Consider the following 21,340-nt stretch of genomic DNA (forward strand, 5'->3'; position numbering starts at 1 on the left):
GGCGCCCCCCGGGAGGTCAGGGGCTCATGACACCACGCGGGCCCCGGCCTGTCCAGGCGGGACGGGTCCCCGGCGCCGGCGGGCGGCCACCTGCGCCTCCATGCGGCCCAGCACCTCCGCGCAGGCCGCCACGTCCAGGGCCGGGTCCAGGGCCGCGTCCAGGAGGGCGGCCCAGGTCCGGCGGAAGTGGGCATGGTTCCAAGCCGCCCGTTCCGTGGGCCAGAGGCGCAGGCTGCGTCCATCCGCCGGATCCGGCTCCGCCGCCACCAGCCCCTTGGCCCGGAGCCCCCGGAGGGCCACGCTGAAGTTGCTCCGCTGCAGGGAGGCCCCCCGGGCGGCCTCCTTGGGCATGCAGCCCGGGTCGCGGAGGATCTGGCGCATCACGTGGATCTCCGTCGCCGTCAGGCGCACCGCCTCCGGGTCGGCGGGCGCGAAGAGCGTCAGCTCCCGGGCCAGGCCGAGGATGCCCTCCGCGAGGCTGGCCAGCAGCTCCTGACGATCGCTGGGGTGAACGGGCTCCGGCGCGGGGTGGGCCATGCTTGCCTCGGGGAAGCGGGAGGGCTAAAATAGTAATGGATATATAACTATATCCAGGAGGGGACCGTGTCAAGGCAGGAGGCAAGCCGGATGGGATCCGAAGCGGGGACGTCCTTCAAGGTGGGCGATCACCTCTTCTATGGGTTGAACGGGGTCTGCCGCGTGGCGGACATCCGGGAGGAACGCACCGGGGCCTTGGCGGGCCAGACCTGCTTCGTGCTCCGCCCCGTGGACGACCCGGCCCTCACCCTGTACGTGCCCCTGGCGAGCGAGGAACTCCGGGCCCGGATGCGCCCGCTGCTGACCCGGGAGGCGGTGGAGGCGCTCCTGGACGGGTTGGAGGACCTGGAAGGCCTGGCCTCGCCCAGCGACCGGGGACGGAACCAGGAATGCGCCGCCCTCCTGGCCTCGGGCGACTGCCGCTCCCTGGCGCGGCTCGTGCGGGTCCTGTTCGAGGACCGCCAGCACCGCAAGGCGCACAAGAAGCTGCCCAACCAAGCCGACCACCGCCTCCTGACCCAGGCCGAGCGCCTGCTCCACGGGGAGATCGCCTTTGTCCTGGGCATCCGCCCGGAAGAGGTGCCGGGCGCCATCGCCGCGCGGCTCGCAGGCCGCCTCACCGACCCCATCGCGGATCAACTCGCCGGGCGGCACAAGGGGACCGCGGCCTCCTGAGGCCGGCGCCTCCGCGCCCCCCGGCGCGGAGGGCGAGGGGTCGAAGGGCCCCAGGGGCTGGACCGGCGCGGGCGCCGCCCTCGGGAAGGACATCCCCGGGCGCGGGGTGTACCATCGGGGGGGGCCCGCGGGGGCCGCTTCGGACGCGGGAGGCCGCCATGCGGCTGATGGACCTTCAGGTGGAACTGGAGCGCTGGCTCATGCATGCCGGCCCCAACCGGATCGCCCAGCCGGAGGCCCTCGCCACCCCCCTGACGGCCCCGGGCCCCCTGGACCTCTTCGAGGCCCCCCTGGTGGGGGTGGCCTCGGCCGCCGATCCGCTCTGGGGCCGCCTGCGGGCGCCGGACGTGGTCGGCCCCCACCACCTCCCGCCGGACGCGTGGGTGCCCGGCGCCCGGTCCGTCGTCGCCTTCTTCCTGCCCTTCACGGCCCGGGTGCGGGAGGCCAACCGGGTGCCCACGGAGACGGCCACCGAATGGCTCTACGGCCGGTATGAAGGTGGGTTCCTCGTGGAAGCCATGGCCGAAGCCCTGGCCGCCCACCTCCGCGCCTCCGGCTGGCGGGCCCTCGTCCCGGTCACCGATCCCCGCTACGCGGTCCAGGCCATGCGGGCCAACTGGTCCGAGCGCCACGCCGCCTACATCGCCGGCCTCGGCACCTTCTCCCTCAGCCGCTCCCTCATCACCCGGGCAGGCTCGGCCGGCCGCATCGGCAGCGTGGTGACGGACGCCCCCCTGCCCCACACCCCACGCCTTTACGAGACGCTGGACGCCTACTGCGGGCGCTGCGGCGCCTGTATCCCCCGCTGCCCTGCCGCCGCCATCACGGAGGCGGGCAAGGAGCACGGCCCCTGCAAGGTCTGGCAGGACGGCACCCTCGCCCGCCACCAGCCCCGGTACGGCTGCGGCAAGTGCCAGACGCGCACCCCCTGCGAACACCGCATCCCCGTCCGGCGGTAGGTCAGCCCTCCGACCAGTCCACCCGGGCCAGGGGCAGGACCCGCACCGCCCCCCGGCCCGCCTTGAAGGCCCGGAGCACATGGTTGTGGTGGGCGACGATGGCGGCGGCCTCCAGGGCACCGTGGCCGAAGGTGGAGTGGGCCTCGGCGACCAGGTCCACCCGGTAGCCCAGGGAGGCCGCCCGCCGGCATGTCGTGTCGATGCAGTAATCGCTCTGGAGCCCCCCGATGACCAGCCGGCCGATTCTCCGCGCCCGGAGCCAGGCGTCCAGGTCCGTGTCCAGGAAGGCGTCGCAGGCATCCTTGATCACCTGGCCATCCTCCGGGAGGACCGCCAGACTTCCGTCCAGGGCGCCGTCGGGCCTCACCCGGGTGTCCCGCACGAAGACCACCGGGGCCCCCGCGGCTCGGGCCCCGGCCAGGAGGCGGCCCAGGGCGTCCAGGAGCCCCTCCCGGTTCCAGGGCCCCTCGTCCAGGAGGGAGCGCTGGACGTCGATCAGCACGAGGGCCGGGACCGTCGGCCGCCCTTCCAGGTGGCGCCCGCCCAGACGGAAGGTCCGGAAGGGCCAGGCCTCGCGGAGCCACGTCTCCAGGAACGCCTCCAGGTCCGCTTCCAGCCCCTGGTCGGCCGCAGCCTGGGTCACCCAGAAGGCCACCTCCGCGTCCGCCGTCTCCCCGGGGTCCACGTAGACGCAGCCGAGGGTCTGCCGGTCGCCGGGGTCCACCACCGTGTAGGCGAAGGAGGATCGCCGCAGGAACTCCTTGGCGTGCCAGGCCAGGTCCAGCCGGTTCCGCGCCAGCGAGAGGTCCGCCGGCGGCCAACCCCAGGCCGCCCCGAAGCGGGCCCAGAGGCGGTCCCGGCTCCCCAGCACCGCCGCCAGGTCCCGTTCGGCGTCGGCCTCCGCCAGGGGCCGCAGGCGGAAGCGGGGATGCCGGGCCTCGGGGGGCACCTGGAAGGTCGCGGGCAGGAACGGCATGGCCACCTCCTCAGGCGACGATGAAGGCCCGGGGGGCCCCCATCCCGTCCGGGAGGCCGAAGGGCAGGTCCGTGATGCGCATGGGTCGCCTCCAGGGGTGGCAGGGGGGTTCAGGCGCGTGGCCGGCGCGGCCCGTCGCCCGGGCGGGTCAGTTGGTGAAGGGGGTCGAGGCGGTGCAGCCCCGTGCCGTCCTCCTCCTGCCCCGCCGCGCGGCGCATGCCCTGCAGATCCCCCAGGCGCTCCTGGTACCACCGGGACCGGAAGGCCGCCCAGACCAGGAGGGCCAGGCCAGAGAAGACGAGGAACATGACAAGCGGTACGGTCATGGATTCACCGGGCGATCCGGGCGGAGGCCGTCCGGCCCCTCCAGCATAGCCCCCCGGGCGCCCGTCGGATCCTGGCGTTCATCGTCACAGGAGGTGGCGCAGCAGGGGGCCCAGGAACGGCGCGACCGCCAGGTTCACCAGGCCGACCAGCACCATTACCACGCCCGCGATGGCGCCCATCTCCGGATCGATCTGCAGCGCGCGCGCCGTGCCGGCGCCATGGGCGCCCATCCCGAACAGGGCCCCCCGCGCGAGGCCGGTGCGCAGGGGCAGCACGCCGAGGACCCCATCGCCGAGGGCCGCCCCCAGGACGCCCGTCAGGAGGACGAACACCGCCGTGAGGGCGGGCACCCCCCCGAGGCTGTCCGACACGAGCAGGGCGAAGGGGGTGCTCATGGAGCGCGGCAGCAGGCTGCGCACCAGCGTCCCGTCCAGCCCAAGCCATCGGGCGAGGAGGAGGGAGGACGCGAAGGAGGTCAGGCTGCCGACGATCACCCCGGCGAGGAGGAGGGGCCCATGCCGCAGGATCAGCGCGCGCCGCTTGTGGATGGGCACGGCGAAGGCGACCACGGCGGGTCCCAGGAGCGCGACCAGCCAATGGGTCCCCCCGATGTACGCGCGGTAGCCCACGTGGAGGCTCGCCGCCGCGAGCAGGAGGGTCGCCGGGGCGGTCAGGAGCGGGGAGCTCCACCAGGCCTGGAAACGCCGGTGGAGGCGCTTGGCGAGCCCGTACAGGGCAATCGTCGCCAGGGACCAGAGGGCTCCAGCCAGCCAGGACATCGCCATCCCCCCCTTAACGCCGCGGGCGCAGGGCCCGGTGGCCGATCTCGATCGTCGCCGCCGTCGCCACCATCACCGCCAGGGTGCCCGCGGCGATCGCCACGATCAGTTTCACCCCCAGCCAGCCCAGGAACTGCGGGTAGTCGAGCAAGGACACCATGGGCGGGATGAAGAACAGGAGCATCTCGCCGATCAGCCAGCGGGTGCTGTGCTGGAGGGCCCGGATCGGCAGCCGGCCCGTGCCGAGGAGCAGGAGCAGGAGCCCCAGGCCCAGGACCGCGCCGGGGACCGGCGCGTGGAGCGCGCGTGCGGCCCGGTCGCAGGCCCACCAGACGCCGATCAGGAGCCCGGTCTGGACCCCCCGGGCGCGGAGCAACCGGAAACGTCTGGGAGGGGGGAGCTGGGGCATGGGATCTCGGGGTGGAGCCGGGGACGGGAAGGCCCCGGCGACCCTCCCAACCTAGGCCCAGGCATGGCATTCTGGAACTGAATTGTTGGACACACTTCAATTCCAAATCGGAATACCCATGGATATCCGCGCCCTGAAGCTTTTCGTGGAAGTCGTCCGGCATGGCGGCTTCTCGCGGGCCGTCCCCGCCGCCCACGCCACCCAGTCGACGCTCAGCAAGGCGGTGAAGCAGCTGGAGGACGAGGTCGGCCTGCCGCTGCTGGAGCGCCTGCCCCAGGGCGTGCGCCTGACCTCCGCCGGCGCGGTCCTGCACCGGCGCGCCCTGGCCATCCTGGCCCAGGTGGAGGATGCCGGCGCGGAGATCGACGAGGTGAAAGGCCTGCGCCGCGGCACCCTGCGCCTGGGCGTGCCCCTGGTGGGCGCCGACACCCTCTTCGCCAAGCCCCTCGCCGAGTACCGCCAGCGCCACCCCGGCATCGAGATCCAACTGACCGAACAAGGCAGCAAGGATCTCGAGCGGAAAGTCCTCGATGGCGAGCTCGAACTGGCCGCCTCCCTCCTTCCGGCTCCGGAGGCGTTCGCCTGGCAGGAGATTCTCCGGGAACCCATCGACCTCCTCGTCCCCGCGGAGGACCCGCTCGCCGGAAAGGCGCGGGCCACCTTCCGGGACCTGGCCGATCACCCGATCATCCTCTACCCGCAGGGCTTCGCCCTCAATCCGCGCATCCTCGACGCCTTCCGGGAGAACCGGATCCAGCCCCGCATCGCCGCCCAGACCAGCCAGACCGGGCTCATCATCGGCCTCGTGGCGGCCCGGCTGGGGGTCGCCTTCCTGCCTCGCATGCTCGCCATGCGCTCCCCCGATCCCCGCACCCGCCGCCTGCCCATCGACGGGCCCGCGCTCTTCTGGCACATGGCCCTGATCTGGCGGCGCGAGGCCTACCTCTCGCCCGAAGCCAGGGCCTGGATCGCCCTCATGGGCCCCCGGGCCGCGTCCGGGAAGCCGCGTGAATGAACCCGGGGCGCCGCGGGTTCAGCTTCCACCGGCTGGACGATCCTAGGGAACCCGCCCGCCGGAACGACAAAGGGGAGGCAGCGCCTCCCCGGATCCTGTTGGTCGGGGCGAGAGGATTCGAACCTCGCCCAGGGCCCGCGGCGCTGGCTGCGCACGCCCATCCGCCTCCGGCGGACCGCTTCGCACGCGGGCGTGCGAAGCTTGGGCTACCTGCGCGCCATCGCCGATCGGAGGCTCGAATCCCGCCCCTTTCGCCGGAACGACAAAGGGGAGGCAGCGCCTCCCCGGATCCTGTTGGTCGGGGCGAGAGGATTCGAACCTCGCCCAGGGCCCGCGGCGCTGGCTGCGCACGCCCATCCGCCTCCGGCGGACCGCTTCGCACGCGGGCGTGCGAAGCTTGGGCTACCTGCGCGCCATCGCCGATCGGAGGCTCGAATCCCGCCCCTTTCACCGGAACGACAAAGGGGAGGCAGCGCCTCCCCGGATCCTGTTGGTCGGGGCGAGAGGATTCGAACCTCGCCCAGGGCCCGCGGCGCTGGCTGCGCACGCCCATCCGCCTCCGGCGGACCGCTTCGCACGCGGGCGTGCGAAGCTTGGGCTACCTGCGCGCCATCGCCGATCGGAGGCTCGAATCCCGCCCCTTTCGCCGGAACGACAAAGGGGAGGCAGCGCCTCCCCGGATCCTGTTGGTCGGGGCGAGAGGATTCGAACCTCCGACCTCTCGGTCCCGAACCGAGCGCTCTACCAGGCTGAGCCACGCCCCGACGAAGAATGAATATTAGCGCAACCCGGGCCCCGGGTCCATCATCCTTTCTTCGGGTTCCGCCAGTGGGCCAGGATCAATTTGAGAGGATCACCTTCCCGGAAGGGCCGGGGCGGCTCGGGGGGCGGGGGCGGGTCGCAGGGGACGATCTCCATGGCCCGGTAGGTCCGCTTCCACATCTTGGCGATGCGTTCGCGCACCTGGGGCCAGGTCTCCTCGGCGCTGGCGCGGAGGCTGGGGATGAAGCTGGGCTCCCAGCACCCGACGACGAGGACGCCGCGGCTGATGCGGATCAGGCGGGTGCGGTTGACGAGGGCCGGGCCCACGACGAGGAGCCACGACTTCCGGAGCGCCGCCTCGGCGCGGGCGTCGGGATCCTCGAGGCCGGCGGCGGCCCGGAGGGGCACGAGGCCCCTGGCGCCGGGGCGCCTCATTCGCGCAGCCGCGGGGGCGCGACGCGGGAGCGGGCCCGCTCGTCGTTGAAGAGGATCGGCGCGGCCAGCATCGGCACCATCCGGCCGCCGTCCATGTCGTAGAGGGTGGTCACGAGCTGGTGCAGCGAGCCCGCCTCGCGGAAGAGCACGTCGTCCACGGTGCGCACCCGCGCGGCTGGGATGGCGTGGATCTCGCAGAAGGCCAGGGCCTGCTCCAGGGTGGTCCCGCGGAAGTGCGCCTCCAGGACGGGCACCAGCCGGTCCCGGCCGGCGACGCGGCCCGGGTTCGTGGCCCAGACGGGCTCCTGCTCCAGGTTGATCCCCGCCCACATGGCCAGCACCTCGAACTGCCGGTCGCTGGCGCAGCCCAGGGCCAGGTCCCCGTCGGCGCAGGCGAAGGTCTGGCACGGGACCAGGTGGGGATCCGCGTTGCCCATGCGCGCCGGAGGCTCGCCGGTCATGAGGGCCGCGGACGCCACGCCGGCGAGGGAAGCCAGGGCGGCCTCCATGAGCGGCACCTCCACGTGGAGGGCCTCCCCGGTGCGCTCCCGGTGGAGCATGGCGGCCTGGATCCCGTTGGCCAGGTAGAGGCCGGCGGCCAGTTCCACGGCGGGGAAGCCGGCCCGGGTCGGGGGCCCCGAGGGATCCCCGGTGACGGACATCATGCCGCTTTCCGCCTGCAGGACCAGGTCATGGCCCGGGCGGCGGCTGGCGGGGACGTCCGAGGCGTAGCTCCGGACGGAGGCGACGATGAGCTTGGGATAGCGGTCGTGGATGCACTCCCAGGTGAGGCCCAGGGCCTCGGCGGACTCGGGCGCGAAGTTCTCGACGACCACGTCGGCGCCCACCATCAGCTCGTGGAGAAGGGCCCGGCAGCCCTCGTCGCCCAGATCCAGGGCGATGGAGCGCTTGCCCCGGTTGGCGGCGCGGAAGCAGGCGCTCTCGTCCGTCCCGGGCTCGAAGGGCGGGCCCCAGCCCCGGGTGGGGTCCCCGGCGGGGGGCTCGATCTTGAGGACCTCGGCGCCCAGGTCCGCCAGGAGCTGGGTGGCCAGGGGTCCCGCCAGGGCGCGGGTGAAGTCCAGGATCTTGTAGTGGGAGAGGAAGGGAGGCACGGCCGGACTCAGGGGAGTGTCTTGACTATACGTCGGATCGAGATCGCCTTCTTCCCCTCCGTCTCGAAGAAGATGCCGTGGAGCTGGGGATCGCCCTCGGCGACCTCCCACTTCTCCCCCTTGACCTTGAGGAAGCGGCTCAGGCTGGCCTCCTTCCGCATGCCGATGACCCCGTCGTAGGGTCCGGTCATGCCGATGTCGGTGACGTAGGCCGTGCCCCCCGGAAGGATCCTGGCGTCGAGGGTGGGCACGTGGGTGTGGGTCCCCAGGACGGCGGAGACCCGCCCGTCCAGGTACCAGCCCATCGCCTGGGCCTCGCTGGTGGCCTCCGCGTGCATGTCGACGATGACCACGTCGGCGCGCTCCCGGGCCAGCACGGCGTCGGCGCAGCGGAAGGGGTCGTCGCAGGGCGGCATGTTGACCCGGCCCATGAGGTTGATGACCAGCACCTCCAGCCCCGAGGGGGTGTGGAGCTTCACATGGCCCGCGCCCGGGGTGCCCGGGGGATAATTGGCGGGCCGGAGCAGCCGCGGCTCAACCTGGAAGGTCGCCGGAATGTCCTTTACGTCGAAGGCATGGTTTCCCGTGGTGATGACGTCCACCCTCAGCTCGTCCAGCCATTGCCGGGCGATGCGCTCGGTGATTCCGTGCCCGTGGGCCGCGTTCTCCCCGTTGATCACCACGAAATCCAGGTCCAGCTCCCTTCGGAGCGTGGGCAGGTGGGTCTCGACCAGCCGACGGCCGGGCTCCCCAACGACATCGCCGAGCACGAGCATGCGCATCCTCAAACCTTACCAGGGCCCGGCCGATTTTTTTGGGCCCCCGCGGCACCCCGGGGCCCTTGGCGGCACCACATTCAAAGTAGCGAGCGTCCAAACTGCCGATTAGGTTCCTGCTAGGCTGAAACTTTGAGAGTCTACGAATGGCATTTCCTTTGAGATCCCTGATTCTTTCCCTCTCGCTGGCCCTGGCCGCCGCCCCCGCCTTCTCCTCGGAACCCCCGGGCCTCATGCACCTGCCGGACGTCAAGGCCGGCATGAAGGGCACGGGCCGCACGGTCTTCCAGGGCGGGAAGATCGAGACCTTCAATTTCGAGGTCCTGGGCGTCCTCCGGAACGTCGCGCCCGGCCACAGCTACATCCTCATCCGCGCCAGCGGCGGCCCCCTGGCCCAGACGGGCATCCTGGCCGGCATGAGCGGCTCCCCCTGCTACATCGACGGCAAGCTCATCGGGGCCGTGGCCATCGGCTGGGGCTTCGAGAAGGAGCCCATCGGCGGGGTCACCCCCATCGGCGAGATGCTGGAGGGCCTCAAGGACCTCTCGGACGCCCCCGCCCCCCGCACCCCCCTGATCCTCCCCAAGCTGGAGCCGCCCAAGGTCCTCAAGACCGCCCTCTCGGGGGGGATGATCCCCATGTCCGAGCTCCTGGGCCCCCAGGAGGTGCCCAACGGGGGGCAGATGCTGCCCCTCCCCGTCTACGGGGCCTCCACCGCGCCCGAATTCGCCCCGTTCTGGCAGGGCCTCCCCCTGCGGCCCATGGCCGCCCCGGGCGGCGGGTCCGGCGGCGGCGAGCCCAGCCCCCTGGAACCCGGCGGCATGGTGGCCATCAACCTGGTCCAGGGCGACTTCAACATCTCGGCCGCGGGCACCATCACCTACGTGAGCGGCAAGAAGGTCTACTGCTTCGGCCACCAGCTCTACAACCTGGGGCCCGTGGACCTGCCCCTGTGGTCCGCGACCGTCGCGGCCTGCCTGCCCAGCGTGAACGAGTCCTTCAAGATCGCCTCCCCCGTGGCCCCCGCCGGCGCCCTGCGCCTGGACCGGGCCATGGGCGTCGCGGGCCTCCTCGGCGCCGAGCCCCGCACGGTGTCCATGCGCCTGGGCCTCAACCTGGGCGGGCGGCGCAACCTGAACCTGCGCTTCGAGCTCATGGACCACCCCCTCCTGACCCCGAACCTGGCGGCGATCACCCTCGCCCAGGCCCTGTCCGCCCACGTCAAGGGCCAGGGCTTCCAGAGCCTGAGCCTGCAGGGGAACATCAAGGTGGCGGGGCACCCGCCCATCGAGATCGAGAACATGGTGGCCGACCTGAACGGGACCCGCCTGGCCTCGTACCTGGGCGGGGTCCTCCAGACCCTGACCCTGAACCCCTGGGAGCGGGCCAACATCGAAGGCATCTCCCTCACGGTCAAGGCCGAGGACCGCCTGGACCTGACCGCCATCGCCGGCGTGCGCACCCTGAAGGCCCGGGTCAAGCGGGGCAGCACCCTCCCGGTCTACGTGATGCTCCAGAACATCCAGGGCAGCCGCGAAAGCGTCGTCATGAACCTCTTCGTGCCGCCCTCGGCCCGGCCCGGCAAGGCCACCCTGCTGGTGGGCGACGGCTTCAGCCTCGTCCAGGCGGACCCGGACGAGCGCGCCATCGACCTGTCCTCCCTGGGCGACCTGGTCCGGATGCTCAACGGCGGCCTCAAGAACAACCACGCCTACGCCCTCCTCGTGCAGGCCCAGCCCGGCGCCGGCCTGCGCGGGTCCCGCATCGAGGGCATCCCGCCCACCGTCGTGTCCATGCTCGGCGCGGACGGCGACCTGAACGCCAACCGCCTGCAGCGCCAGATCATCAGCCGTGCCGTCCTGCCCCTCGAATCCGAGGTGCGCGGCCTCACGGCCATGGAACTCGAAGTCGAATAGGCTCCCATGGAGACCCAGATGAAGCGTCACCCCCTCCTTCCCTGCGCCGCCCTCGTCCTGGCGGCGGGACTCCAGGCCCAGCAGCCCTCGGCCACCTTCAACGCCTTCAACGACTGGCTCACCGCCGAGGCGCGGGGCGTCTCCGTCGGCGCCGACGGGCGCCTGCGCCTGGCCCCGGCCCTCCGCCGCGTGGCCCAGCTCCCCGAGGGCGTCGTGTGGTCCGCGGTCTCCGACGGCACGGCGGGCGCCTACCTCAGCGCGGGCAACGAGGGCAAGCTGTTCCGCTACACCGCCGGACAGGTCAAGCCCCTGGCCCAGGTCAAGGGCGGCATCGTCTTCGCCATGGCCCGCCTGGGCAACGACCTCATCGTGGCCCCCTCGGGGGAGGGGAAGCTCTACCGGGTGACCCCCGCGGGCGACGTGAAGCCCTTCTGCGAGATCGAGGCCCGCCTGGTGTGGGCCCTGGGCGTGGACGGCAACGACCTCCTCGTCGCCGGCGGCGGCGAGAAGGGGGCGGTGCTCCTCCTGGCCCGCGAAGGCAGCAGCCGCAAGCTGGCCGACCTCCCCGAGGAGACCGCCTTCACCGCCCTGGCTCCCGACGGCAAGGGCGCCTGGTACCTGGGCACCCACGGCCGGGGCCTGGTGGTGCGCTACACCGGCGTCCGCACCGGGGACCGCCTGGAGACGTTGGCGGCCACGGGCTTCGAGGAGGTCCACGCCATCGCCCTGAACGGCGGCCGGGTCTTCGCCGGGGCCACGAGCGGGGTCAGCAACCGCTTCGCCACGGGCAGCCTGGAGCGCCGGGAGGGCTACCTGGCCGAGCCCGGCACCCAGACAAAGTCCGCGGTCATCCGCATCGACCGGGACGGCGTGCCGCAGACCCTCTGGCAGAGCACGCAGAGCCAGATCTTCGCGCTGGCGGCCTGGAACGGGCACCTCCTGGTCGGCACGGGCAACCGGAGCCGGCTCTTCTCCGTCCCCCTCTCGGACGCCGAGCGGGCCGAGAACCCCTTCGCCGCCCTCCAGGACCTGGGCGCCGCCCAGGCCACGGCCTTCCTCCCGGCGGGCTCCGACCTGATGGTGGTGGCCTCCAACCCCGCCGAACTGCACCTCATCAACCAGGTCCAGGCCACGGAGGGCACCGTCGAGAGCCGCATCCTCAAGGGCGCCCCCCTGGCGGACTGGGGCCGGGCCTACGTGGAGTCCCTGACGCCCCAGGGCACCAGCGTGGACTTCCAGGTCCGCACCGGCGCCACCGAGACCCCCGACAGCACCTGGACCCCCTGGACCCCGCCGCTGGTCGGAGGGGAGCGGCCCAACCTCCCCCCCGCGCGCAACGCCCAGTTCCGGCTCAGGCTCTCCAGCACCCGGGGCGGGGCCACCCCCACCGTCGAGAGCGTCCGGATCCACTGGGCCAACCGCAACCTCGCCCCCCTGTGGGAGGGCGTGGAGATCATGCCGCCCGGACTCGTCATCACCCGCACCGCCCCGCCCGACGACATCGGCATCGAGCGGGTCCCCCTCGAGACCCAGAAGCTGATCCCCGCCCTGGGCTACGCGGGCTCGGAGAAGCGCAGCTTCCGCCGCGGCGCCCAGGCCTTCATGTTCAAGGTCGCCGACCCCAACGGCGATCCCCTCGCCTTCGCCATCCGCCTCCTCCCCGAGGCCGGCGGCGCCCCGATCCCCCTCGAGAAGGCGTGGAAGGAGCGCTTCTTCACCTTCGACACGCTCCCGGTCCCCGACGGCAAGTACCGCCTCGAGGTCACCGCCAGCGACGCGCCGGGGGTGCCCCTGAACGCGGCCCTCGAGGCCACCTGGCGCACCGGCGCCTTCATCATCGACCACACGCCGCCGGTCATCTCCGAGGTGTCGGCCGTGCAGGACGGCGACAGGGTGCGCGTGCGGTTCTCCGCCCGGGACGCCACCAGCGTCCTGAAGGAGGCCGCCGTGAGCGCCGACGGCGACAGCTGGGTCCAGGTGGCCCCCGAGAGCCGCATCTTCGACACCCAGGAGGCCACCTTCGACGTGACCCTGCCCCGGGACCGGGTGCGGGGCAACCGGGTCCTCGTGCGGGTGACGGACCTCTGCAACAACGAGCAGACCGCCAGCGCCGCCATCGGGGAGCCCAAGCGCAAGTAGGGGAGGTTACCCTCAGGGTCGACGGGAGGCTGCCATGCACGCGCTGAAGGACCCCGGACTGCTCAGGAGCCAGGCCTGGATCAACGGGCGCTGGGTGGACGGCGAGCCCCTCGAGGTCCGCGACCCCGCCACCGGGGCCCGGGTCGGCTCGGTGCCGGCCCTGGGCGCCGCCGAGGCCCGGGAGGCCGTGGAGGCCGCCGCGGCGGCCCTGCCCGCGTGGCGGGCCCGGCCCGCCCACGCGCGCGGCCAGGCCCTGCGGCGCATGTTCGACCTCATGGGCGCCCACGAGGACGACCTGGCCCTCCTCATGACTTCCGAGCAGGGCAAGCCCCTGGCCGAGGCCCGGGGCGAGATCCGCTACGCCGCCTCGTTCCTGGAGTGGTTCTCCGAGGAGGCCCGGCGGATCTACGGGGAGACCATTCCCGCCCCCTCCGCGGACCGGCGCATCGTCGTCGTGAAGGAGCCCGTGGGCGTGGTGGCCGCCATCACCCCGTGGAACTTCCCGTCGGCCATGATCACCCGCAAGCTGGGCCCCGCCCTGGCCGCGGGCTGCACGATGGTCCTCAAGCCGGCCGGGGCCACGCCCCTGTCCGCCCTGGCCCTGGCCGAGCTCTCGCGCCGGGCCGGCATCCCGGACGGGGTGTTCAACGTGGTGACCGGCCCCTCCGGCCCCATCGGGCAGGAGCTCACGACGAACCCGCATGTGCGGAAACTCACCTTCACCGGGTCCACCGAGGTGGGCAAGCGCCTGCTGGCCCAGTGCGCGGGCACGGTCAAGAAGGTCTCCATGGAACTGGGCGGCAACGCCCCCTTCCTCGTCTTCGACGACGCGGACCTCGAGGCTGCCGTCGCCGGGGCCGTGGCCTCCAAGTTCCGGAACTCCGGCCAGACCTGCGTGTGCACCAACCGCTTCCTCGTCCAGGAGGGCATCCGGCCCGCCTTCGCCGAAGCCCTGGCCGCCGCCGTGGCGGACCTCCAGGTGGGGGACGGGCGGGAGCCGGGGGTCCAGCAGGGCCCGCTCATCGACGAGGGGGCCGTGGCCAAGGTGGAGGCCCACATCCGGGACGCCGTGGCGCGGGGCGCGCGCATCCTGGCCGGCGGGTCCCGCCACGCCCTGGGCGGCACCTTCTTCCAGCCCACGGTCCTGGACGGCGCGGACCCCGCCATGGCCCTGGCCCGGGAGGAGACCTTCGGCCCGGTGGCCGCGGTCTTCCCGTTCCGCACCGAGGCGGAGGCCGTCGCCCTGGCCAACGACACGCCCTACGGCCTCGCCTCGTACCTCTACACCCGGGACCTGGCCCGCGCCTGGCGGGTGTCCGAGGCCCTGGAATACGGCATGGTGGGCATCAACACGGGCCTCATCTCCACCACCGTGGCCCCCTTCGGCGGCGTCAAGGAGTCCGGCCTGGGCCGGGAGGGCTCCCGCCACGGCATCGAGGACTACCTGGAGGTGAAGTACCTCTGCATGGCCGGGCTCTGACAGCCGGGCCGGCGCCGCCCCGTGGGAAGGCCCCCGCCTGGGGCTCAGGCCAGGTCGCGCGAGGCGTCCGCAGCGGGATCGGGGTGCGACAAGGCCCGCCCGCGGAGGAGGACCAGGACGAGGGTGGCCTGACCTTCGGTCCAGGCCTCGCCCTCCCCTTCCAGGAGCGCGGCGGCGCCGGCCTCGAGGGCCAGGCCCCCCACCCGGGCCGCCCCCTCGGCGCAGTAGACCAGGCGCAGGGGGGCGTCCGGCAGGCGCTGGGCGCCGGCGCCGGGGCGGAGCACCGACAGGTCATGGGTGCAGGCGCCCCGGCGGGTCATGACGCCGAAATCCAGGCAGGGGCCGCCCAGGAGGCGCCCGGTGGTCACCCAGTCCCCGCTGAAGCGCACGGGCTGGAAGGGCCCTGCCAGGCGCTGGCGGCCGTGGGGCCCGTGGTCCAGGTCCAGGCCCTCGCCCGCCAGCAGGAGCAGGGAGCGGTCCAGGCCCGGGAAGGCCGAGAAGGGCCCATCCGCCAGGACAGGCGCACGGCTGATCCGGAGGAGGAAGCCCGTCGCCAGGCTGGCCCCCTCGGGCCGGATCAGGAACTGGTCGGTGGAACCGAGGCCGTTCTTCCAGGGCATGGCGCGGACATCGCCCGGCCCCAGGCGGCGGATCAACGGAGGTCCAGGTCGTAGGGCATGCGCGCGTAGAGCCCGTTGGGATCGTTGAGGGTCTCCAGCTGGCCGAAGAGCCGCTGGACCTGCTGCTGGAGGACGCCGGCGCGGGCCTGGGTGTAGGGGTGCTTGCCGCCGCCCAGGGCCTCCATCAGCTTCTCGATGGGGCTCTTGGGCTCGGCGGGGCCGGCCAGGGTGTAGTCCTTCTCCACCTTGGCGAGCTTGGCCGCGTGGCGGACGGCCTCCTGGAGGCCGCCGAGCTCGTCCACGAGGCCGAGGCGCTGGGCCGCGGCGCCGGACCAGACGCGGCCCTGGGCGATCTCGTGCACGGCGTCGCGGCTCATCTTGCGGCCTTCCGCGACCTTGCCGAGGAAGACCTCGTAGATCCAGTCCACCGAGCCCTGGGCCCGGGCCAGCTCCTCGGGGGTCTTGGGGCGGGAGAGGGTGGCGGCGCTGGCGAGGCGGCTGGTCTGCACCCCGTCCCAGGTGATGCCGTGCTCGTTGGCGAGGGCCTTGATGTTGGGCAGCATGCCGAAGACGCCGATGGAGCCGGTGATGGTGGTGGGCTCCGCGAAGATCCGGTCCGCCTGGCAGGAGATCCAGTAGCCGCCGGAGGCCGCCAGGTGGCCCATGGAGACCACGACCGGCTTCTCCTTCCGGGCCAGGACCAGCTCCCGCTGGATCAGCTCGGAGGCCGTCACGCTGCCGCCGGGGCTGTTGACCCGCAGGACGATGGCTTTCACGCCCTTGTCCAGGCGCAGGCGGCGGATCTCGCGGCTGAGGGCGTCCCCGCCCACGGCGCCGTCGGTGCCGCTGCCGTCCACGATGGTGCCCTCGGCGAAGACCAGGGCGATGCGGTTGCGGCCGGTCTCCGCGTCGGGCCCGGCCTTCACGTAGGTGGCGAGGTCGATCTGGGGATAGTCGCGGTCCGAGGCCTTCTTCCCGGCCAGGGCCTTGAGCTCGTCCAGCACCTCGTCATAGGCGGCGAGCTTGTCCACGAGCCCGGCCTTCAGGGCCTCGGGCGAGGTCAGGGTGCCCTGGGTGTCGGCGATGGCCTGGACGGCCTCGGGACTGAGCTTGCGGTCGGCGGCCACGGTGCGCTTCCAGTCGGCCCACAGGTCGTCGAGGAGGGACTGGACCTCTTCGCGGTTGGCGTCGCTCATGCGGTCCAGGACGAAGGGCTCCACGGCGCTCTTGTACTTGCCGGCCCGGGTCACCTGGACGTCGATGCCGTACTTCTTGAAGGCCTTGCCGAAGAAGGTGATCTCGGAGGCGAAGCCCGTGGCGTCCACGAGGCCCATGGGGTTGGCCATCACCTTGCCCGCGCCGGCGCAGAGGTAGAGTTCCCGCTTGGTCCAGTACTGGTTGTAGGCGAGGACCGGCTTGCCCGAGTCCTTCTTGAAGCGCTGGATCGCCTCCCGCAGCTCCTTCAGGGCGGCGGGGCCCGAGCCCACGCCCTCCGGCCGCAGGTTCCCGGTGATGAAGAGGGCGCTGACGCTGCCGTCGTGGGTCGCCCGGTCCAGGGCCTGGATCACCTGGTGCAGGGGCAGGCCTTCAGCCGGGCCCTGGCCCGCCATGCGCTGGACGACTTCCGCCGGCGAGGTCTCCCGGTAGGCGTCCGTGAAATTCGTGTTCAGGTCGAGGATGAGGACGGCCCGGGCGGGTACCGTCGGCTTGCTGGGCCCCATGGAGGCGAGGAGGAGCACCAGGAGCACGAGGCACCCGCCGCAGAACACCACCAGGCCGACCAGGGTCGCGAAGAGCGAGCGGAAAAATTCCTTCATGGGAACCACCCCCTATTGTTTCCATCATGTCACGGGACGCCCGCTTCCCGACCCCTTGGGCAAAGGTGACAAGAATGGTAAACTTTCGTGTCAAGGAGGCCCCATGGGCAACTATCCGGAATACATGGTCGCGCCGATGCGCGATGAGCTGACCCAGGCGGGTTTCGAGCACCTCATGACCCCGGAGGACGTGGACCGCGCGCTGGCGCGGCCCGGCACCACCCTCCTCGTGGTGAACTCCGTGTGCGGCTGCGCCGCCGCCGGGGCGCGCCCCGGCGTCGTCCTGGCCCTCACCCGGCTCGGCGCCACGTTCGATCACAAGGTGACCGTCTTCGCCGGCATGGAGAAGGAGGCCACCGCCCGGGCCCGGGAGTACTTCGAGGGCGCCGCCCCCAGCTCCCCCCAGGCCGCCATCCTGCGCGAGGGGCGGCTCGTCCACCTCATGCAGCGCACCGCCTTCCTGGACCGCGCCCCCGAGGCGATCGCCGAGGAGCTCGTCGCTTCGGTCGGCTAGGGCGTACCATGGGGGGATGCGCACCATCCTCCTTTCCGCCCTGGCCACCGCCCTGCTCGGAGCCCAGGAGCCCCCGCCGGCTCCCGCTCCGCCGCCGCCCTCGACCCTGGCGACCCCCATCGTGGTGGACCTGGGACCGATGTTCGCGGCCGCGGAGCGGAACACGCCGGTCACCCCGCCGGGGGTGGAGACCTGGACGAACCTGCCCAACGTGGGAACGGGGCTGCCCGCCTACCGCTTCAACCTGTACCGGGACCCCCTCTACTTCGTGGTGAAGGGCAACCGCATCGTCGCCCACACCACCGTGAACTACTGGTTCGAAGTGGGGCTGCGGATGGGCTCGTACGTGAAGGGTATGGGCTCCTGCGGCCTGCCCCCCGAGAAATTCCGCCGGGCCCGCCTGGGCATCCAGGCCGAGGTCAACCTGACGCCCGACTGGAACCTGGACCTGCGGCTCACCCCCGAGGAGCCCGTCCGCATCGACGGCTGCCAGATCACCTTCGTGGGCTACGACATCACCGACCGGGTGCTCTCGGGCATGAAGGACAACCTGACCAAGGCCCTGGAGGCCATGCGGAGCCAGATCCAGGATGCGGTGAAGCTCCGGGCCCGCGCCGAGGAGGCCTGGCGGCAGGCCCTCCAGCCCGTGGAACTGGCGCCGGGCGTCTACCTCGCCCTGAACCCCGAGCGGGTGCGCCTGGCGCCCTGGGCCAGCCAGGGCAAGACCCTGACCCTGACGCCCGAGATCCAGGTGCGCCCCGCCATCACCCTGGGGGTGCGCCCCGAGGTCGCGCCCCGCCCCCTGCCCCCGCTGGACCTCAGCGCCGGCCCCATCGCCGCCGGCCTCAACCTCCAGGTGGACGCGGACCTGAGCTTCGAGCACGCGGCGAAGCAGATGATGGCCCAGGTCGGGGGCCAGACCTTCGAGACGGAGAAGGGCAAGTTCCGCATCGAGGGCGTGGCCATCCGGGCCAAGGACGGCTTCGCCTACCTGGACCTGGACGTGCGGGGCCGCGTCGACGGGCGCCTGACCCTCAAGGGCCGCCCCGTGTTCGACGCGCAGCTGGGCATCCTGCGCCTGGAGGACCTGGACTACACCCTGGAGACCCAGAGCCTCTTCACCCGGTTCGGCGAGTGGCTCTACCGGGGCACCCTCAAGCGCACCCTCTCCGAGAAGTGCGGGATGTTCCTCGACCACAGCCTGAAGGACATCAAGGAGAAGACCCGGGCGGGCCTGAACCGGACCCTCGCCCCGGGCGTGGCCCTGGCCGGGGACGTCGACCTCCTGCACGTGCGCAGGGTCGACGTCCTCCCGGACCGGTTCAAGGTGGAGGCGCGTCTGGAGGGCACGGCCCGCCTCCTTGTCACGCCCGACCTGAAGTAGCGCGGGACCTCAGTAGGCGAGGACCTTGCGCATCCCCTCCAGCACCTTGTCGGTGTTGGGCAGGATGGCGCGCTCCAGGATGCGGTTGAAGCCCACGGGGGTGAAGGTGCTCCCCACGCGGCCCACGGGGGCGTCCAGCCACGGGAAGCACTGCTCCGTGATCTGGGCCGCCACTTCGCCGCCGAAGCCGCCGAAGATCTTGTCCTCGTGGACGACGATCGCGCGGTGGGTCTTCTTGACGCTGGCGAAGATGGTCTCGGTGTCCAGGGGGTTGAGGCTCCGCAGGTCCACCACCTCGACGCTCACGCCCTCCTTCTCGAGCCGGTGGGCGGCCTCGAGGGCGAAGTGCACGGGGGTGCCGTAGGCCAGGACCGTCAGGTCCTTGCCCTCGCGGCGCACCCGGGCCTTCCCGAAGGGGACGGCGAACTCCTTGGGCACGTGGGCCTTGGCCTGGGCCGCGTTGTAGAGGTACTTGGGCTCCAGGAAGAGGGTGACGCCCTTGCTGCGGATGCAGCTGCGCAGGAGGCCCGCGGCGTCGTCGGCGAAGGCCGGCATGACGACCCGGATGCCGGGGATCGTGGTGAGGAAGCCCTCGATGTTCTGGCTGTGGTAGAGGCCGCCGCCGATGTAGCCCCCGGAGGCGAGCCGGATGGTCACGTTGGGCACCTGCTTCCCGCAGCTGCGCCAGGACTCGTGGCTGAGCTCGATGAGCTGCTCCGCGGCGGGCCAGAAGTAGTCGGCGAACTCCGCGCCCTCGACCACCACGCGGATGCGCTCGTCCAGCTTGCAGAAGCCCAGGGCGGTGCCGGTGATGAAGTCCTCGGCGATGGGGCCGTTGAACACCCGGGAGCGGCCGAACTCCTGCTGCATCCCCTTGGTGATGTTGAAGATGCCGCCCTTCTCCTTGTTGGCGACGTCCTGGCCCCAGATGTAGGTGTCGGGGTTGGCCCGGAACTCCTCCTTGAGGGTCTGGTTCACGGCCTGCAGAAGGGTGATGGCGGGCCCCTCCTCCTGGTGGAGGCCGTCCGGGAAGGCGGGGCTCACCCAGGGCTCGGGGACCAGGTGCTCATGGATGGTGGCGGGATCGGGATCGGGGGCCACCAGGGCCGCGTCGGAGGCGGCGTTGTAGGCCTCCAGGTTCGTCTTCTCGATCTCCTGCAGCTCCGCCTCGGTCACCCCGTGGGCGAGGCAGGTGGCGCGGAAGCGGGGCAGCGGATCCTGGGCCCGGGCCGCGGCCAGCTCCTCGGGGGAGCGGTAGAGCTCGTGCTTGTCCGAATTGGAGTGGCTGCCGATGCGGACGCAGTCGGCCTGGACGATGGCGGGGCCGGCGCCGGAGCGGGCGTGCGCCACGGCCTCGTCGAGGGCCCGCTTGGAGTCCAGGGGATCCTTGCCGTCGCACTTGAGGATCAGGACGTTCTTGAAGCCCCGGAAGTTGTCGCACACGTGCTCGTTGGCGGTCTGGTCGGACTTGGGCACGGAGATGCCGTAGCCGTTGTCCTGGAACACGAAGACCACGGGCAGCTTCTCCAGGCTGGCGCCGTTGATGGCCTCGTAGACGTACCCTTCGGAGACGCTGCTCTCGCCCTGGCTGCTGAACACCACCAGGTCCCGGCCGTAGGTCTTGGCCGCCCGGGCCAGGCCCACCGCGTGCTGGGTGTGGTTGCCCGTGCAGCTGGACACGTTCTGGATGTGGATCTCCGGCTTGCCGAAGTGGTTCGACATGTGGCGGCCGCCGCTGGAGGGGTCCGTGGCCTTGGAGATGCCGTTGAGGATGATCTCCAGGGGGGTGAGGCCCGCGGCCAGGCAGGTCAGCATGTCCCGGTAGTAGGGGAAGAGGTAGTCGACCCCCGCCCGGAACGTGAGGCCCAGGGCCAGCTGGATGCCGTCGTGCCCGGCGCAGGGGGCGTGGTACGACCAGCCGATGGCCTGCTTCAGGTAGTTGGGGGCCTTGTCGTCCAGGACCCGCCCCATGTGCATGAGGCGGTACCATTCGCGGAGATCGGCGGCGCCCGGCGCGGAGGAGGTCTCGGTCTTCTCTAGGGTCTTGGTCATTCAGGTGTCCTCGGTTGGGGGACCCCCGGGGGGCTTCAGTAGCTGATCACCCGGATCGCGGGGTCCACTTCGTCCTGGAGCAGCCCCTCGATGAACCTGAGGGTCCCCGTCCCCGAGCTGGGGCAGGAACCGCAGGCGCCGTGGTAGCTGATCTGCAGCACGTTGTCCTCGAAGGAGAGGACCTCCAGGCCCCCTCCGTCCCCGGCCAGTCCGGGGCGGATGCGCTCGTCCAGGAGCTTGTTGATGCGGGCCAGTTTCTCGTCGTCGGCCAGGGAGGCCCCCGGGTGGGGGGCGTCGCCGTCCACGGCGTCCATCTCCAGGTCCTCGATGGCCTCGCAGATGGGGTCGATGAGGCCGCTCCACTCGTCCTCCATGGCCTTGTTCACGGTGACGAACCGGTCCATGTAGAAGACGGAGGTGATGTGCCCCAGGGCGAAGAGGCGCGACGCCAGGGGGTCCCCCACGGCGGCGCCGAAGTCCCGGAAGGAACGGGTGCCCGAACGCAGGAGCGGCCGCTGAACGATGAACTTCAGGGCGTCCGGGTTGGGGGTGGGCTCGATATTGACGACCTTGGGCATGCAGTGACCTCGTACGTCCTTGAATAGTTTACCGGAAAGCTCGGGTTTATCCAGCGCTTTCCGCCGGCCCTCGCCTTG

At 72.0% G+C, this 21,340-nt stretch carries 20 protein-coding genes and 1 tRNA gene; 8 read left to right on the forward strand and 13 right to left on the reverse strand.

All coding sequences use genetic code 11. The features are described from left to right. Positions 1-24: 24 nt before the first annotated feature. Positions 25-537, reverse strand: coding sequence for a MarR family winged helix-turn-helix transcriptional regulator (locus tag R2J75_RS14000; RefSeq protein WP_243331419.1), 513 nt, complete (start codon positions 535-537; stop codon positions 25-27). A 90-nt stretch (positions 538-627) separates the two neighbouring features. Here R2J75_RS14000 and R2J75_RS14005 point away from each other — a divergent pair, with 90 nt between their 5' ends. Continuing rightward, positions 628-1,212, forward strand: coding sequence for a CarD family transcriptional regulator (locus tag R2J75_RS14005; RefSeq protein ID WP_243331417.1), 585 nt, complete (start codon positions 628-630; stop codon positions 1,210-1,212). Positions 1,213-1,370: 158 nt separating this feature from the next. Continuing rightward, the gene (locus R2J75_RS14010) at positions 1,371-2,171 is read left to right on the forward strand and encodes a hypothetical protein (RefSeq protein ID WP_243346147.1); all 801 of its coding nucleotides are present in this window, start codon (positions 1,371-1,373) and stop codon (positions 2,169-2,171) included. 1 nt (position 2,172) lies between these two features. Here the strand turns inward: R2J75_RS14010 and R2J75_RS14015 are convergent, their stop codons facing one another. The 4 genes from R2J75_RS14015 to R2J75_RS14030 all read right to left on the reverse strand — a co-directional run bounded on the left by R2J75_RS14015 (position 2,173) and on the right by R2J75_RS14030 (position 4,629). After that, positions 2,173-3,147 carry an isochorismatase family protein gene (locus R2J75_RS14015; protein WP_243346146.1) on the reverse strand — a complete coding sequence of 325 codons (975 nt, stop codon included), beginning with the start codon at positions 3,145-3,147 and terminating at the stop codon, positions 2,173-2,175. A 110-nt stretch (positions 3,148-3,257) separates the two neighbouring features. Then, the gene (locus R2J75_RS14020) at positions 3,258-3,473 is read right to left on the reverse strand and encodes a hypothetical protein (protein ID WP_243331405.1); all 216 of its coding nucleotides are present in this window, start codon (positions 3,471-3,473) and stop codon (positions 3,258-3,260) included. 84 nt (positions 3,474-3,557) lie between these two features. Then, positions 3,558-4,259: an LrgB family protein gene (locus R2J75_RS14025; RefSeq protein ID WP_316410411.1), complete on the reverse strand. Its 702-nt coding sequence runs from the start codon at positions 4,257-4,259 to the stop codon at positions 3,558-3,560. Positions 4,260-4,266: 7 nt separating this feature from the next. Beyond that, a complete protein-coding gene (locus tag R2J75_RS14030) occupies positions 4,267-4,629 on the reverse strand; it encodes a CidA/LrgA family protein (protein ID WP_316410412.1) in 363 nt (120 codons plus the stop codon). Between the two features lie 151 nt (positions 4,630-4,780). On the opposite strand from R2J75_RS14030, the gene R2J75_RS14035 reads away from it, so the two are divergent. Then, complete coding sequence (locus R2J75_RS14035) at positions 4,781-5,677, forward strand: LysR family transcriptional regulator (RefSeq protein ID WP_243331401.1); 897 nt, start codon at positions 4,781-4,783, stop codon at positions 5,675-5,677. Positions 5,678-6,364: 687 nt separating this feature from the next. Here the strand turns inward: R2J75_RS14035 and R2J75_RS14040 are convergent. The 4 genes from R2J75_RS14040 to R2J75_RS14055 form a co-directional block, all read right to left on the reverse strand. Further along, a tRNA-Pro gene (locus tag R2J75_RS14040) sits at positions 6,365-6,441 on the reverse strand. 40 nt (positions 6,442-6,481) lie between these two features. Then, positions 6,482-6,874: a DciA family protein gene (locus R2J75_RS14045; RefSeq protein WP_316410413.1), complete on the reverse strand. Its 393-nt coding sequence runs from the start codon at positions 6,872-6,874 to the stop codon at positions 6,482-6,484. Continuing rightward, a complete protein-coding gene (locus tag R2J75_RS14050) occupies positions 6,871-7,986 on the reverse strand; it encodes a CaiB/BaiF CoA transferase family protein (RefSeq protein ID WP_316410414.1) in 1,116 nt (371 codons plus the stop codon). Before R2J75_RS14050 ends, R2J75_RS14045 begins: the two co-directional genes overlap by 4 nt. An 8-nt stretch (positions 7,987-7,994) precedes the next feature. Continuing rightward, positions 7,995-8,768, reverse strand: a complete 774-nt coding sequence (locus R2J75_RS14055) for a TIGR00282 family metallophosphoesterase (protein WP_243331392.1) — start codon at positions 8,766-8,768, stop codon at positions 7,995-7,997. A 152-nt stretch (positions 8,769-8,920) separates the two neighbouring features. Here R2J75_RS14055 and R2J75_RS14060 point away from each other — a divergent pair, with 152 nt between their 5' ends. The 3 genes from R2J75_RS14060 to R2J75_RS14070 are packed head-to-tail and all read left to right on the forward strand — an operon-like array spanning position 8,921 to position 14,297. After that, positions 8,921-10,678, forward strand: coding sequence for a SpoIVB peptidase S55 domain-containing protein (locus R2J75_RS14060; protein WP_243346145.1), 1,758 nt, complete (start codon positions 8,921-8,923; stop codon positions 10,676-10,678). Between the two features lie 18 nt (positions 10,679-10,696). Beyond that, positions 10,697-12,817 (forward strand): SMP-30/gluconolactonase/LRE family protein, encoded by a 2,121-nt coding sequence (locus R2J75_RS14065; RefSeq protein ID WP_243346144.1) that lies wholly within the window; start codon positions 10,697-10,699, stop codon positions 12,815-12,817. A gap of 34 nt (positions 12,818-12,851) precedes the next feature. Next, a complete protein-coding gene (locus R2J75_RS14070; RefSeq protein WP_243331385.1) occupies positions 12,852-14,297 on the forward strand; it encodes an NAD-dependent succinate-semialdehyde dehydrogenase in 1,446 nt (481 codons plus the stop codon). A gap of 44 nt (positions 14,298-14,341) precedes the next feature. On the opposite strand, the gene R2J75_RS14075 is transcribed toward R2J75_RS14070, so the two are convergent. Then, positions 14,342-14,953: a HutD/Ves family protein gene (locus R2J75_RS14075; protein WP_279341864.1), complete on the reverse strand. Its 612-nt coding sequence runs from the start codon at positions 14,951-14,953 to the stop codon at positions 14,342-14,344. Beyond that, on the reverse strand, positions 14,950-16,734 hold the full coding sequence (gene sppA, locus R2J75_RS14080; RefSeq protein WP_316410416.1) for a signal peptide peptidase SppA: 1,785 nt from the start codon (positions 16,732-16,734) through the stop codon (positions 14,950-14,952). Before sppA ends, R2J75_RS14075 begins: the two co-directional genes overlap by 4 nt. A gap of 103 nt (positions 16,735-16,837) precedes the next feature. Here sppA and R2J75_RS14085 point away from each other — a divergent pair, with 103 nt between their 5' ends. Beyond that, positions 16,838-17,248 carry a BrxA/BrxB family bacilliredoxin gene (locus R2J75_RS14085; protein WP_243331381.1) on the forward strand — a complete coding sequence of 137 codons (411 nt, stop codon included), beginning with the start codon at positions 16,838-16,840 and terminating at the stop codon, positions 17,246-17,248. A 16-nt stretch (positions 17,249-17,264) separates the two neighbouring features. Then, positions 17,265-18,632, forward strand: coding sequence for a DUF4403 family protein (locus R2J75_RS14090; protein WP_243331378.1), 1,368 nt, complete (start codon positions 17,265-17,267; stop codon positions 18,630-18,632). 9 nt (positions 18,633-18,641) lie between these two features. Here R2J75_RS14090 and R2J75_RS14095 read toward each other — a convergent pair whose 3' ends face one another. Then, a complete protein-coding gene (locus R2J75_RS14095) occupies positions 18,642-20,684 on the reverse strand; it encodes an alpha-ketoacid dehydrogenase subunit alpha/beta (protein WP_243331377.1) in 2,043 nt (680 codons plus the stop codon). A gap of 35 nt (positions 20,685-20,719) precedes the next feature. Then, positions 20,720-21,262 carry a NifU family protein gene (locus R2J75_RS14100; RefSeq protein WP_243331375.1) on the reverse strand — a complete coding sequence of 181 codons (543 nt, stop codon included), beginning with the start codon at positions 21,260-21,262 and terminating at the stop codon, positions 20,720-20,722. Positions 21,263-21,340 lie beyond the last annotated feature (78 nt).

Source organism: Mesoterricola sediminis (assembly GCF_030295425.1).
GTDB classification, from domain to species: Bacteria; Acidobacteriota; Holophagae; order Holophagales; family Holophagaceae; genus Mesoterricola; species Mesoterricola sediminis.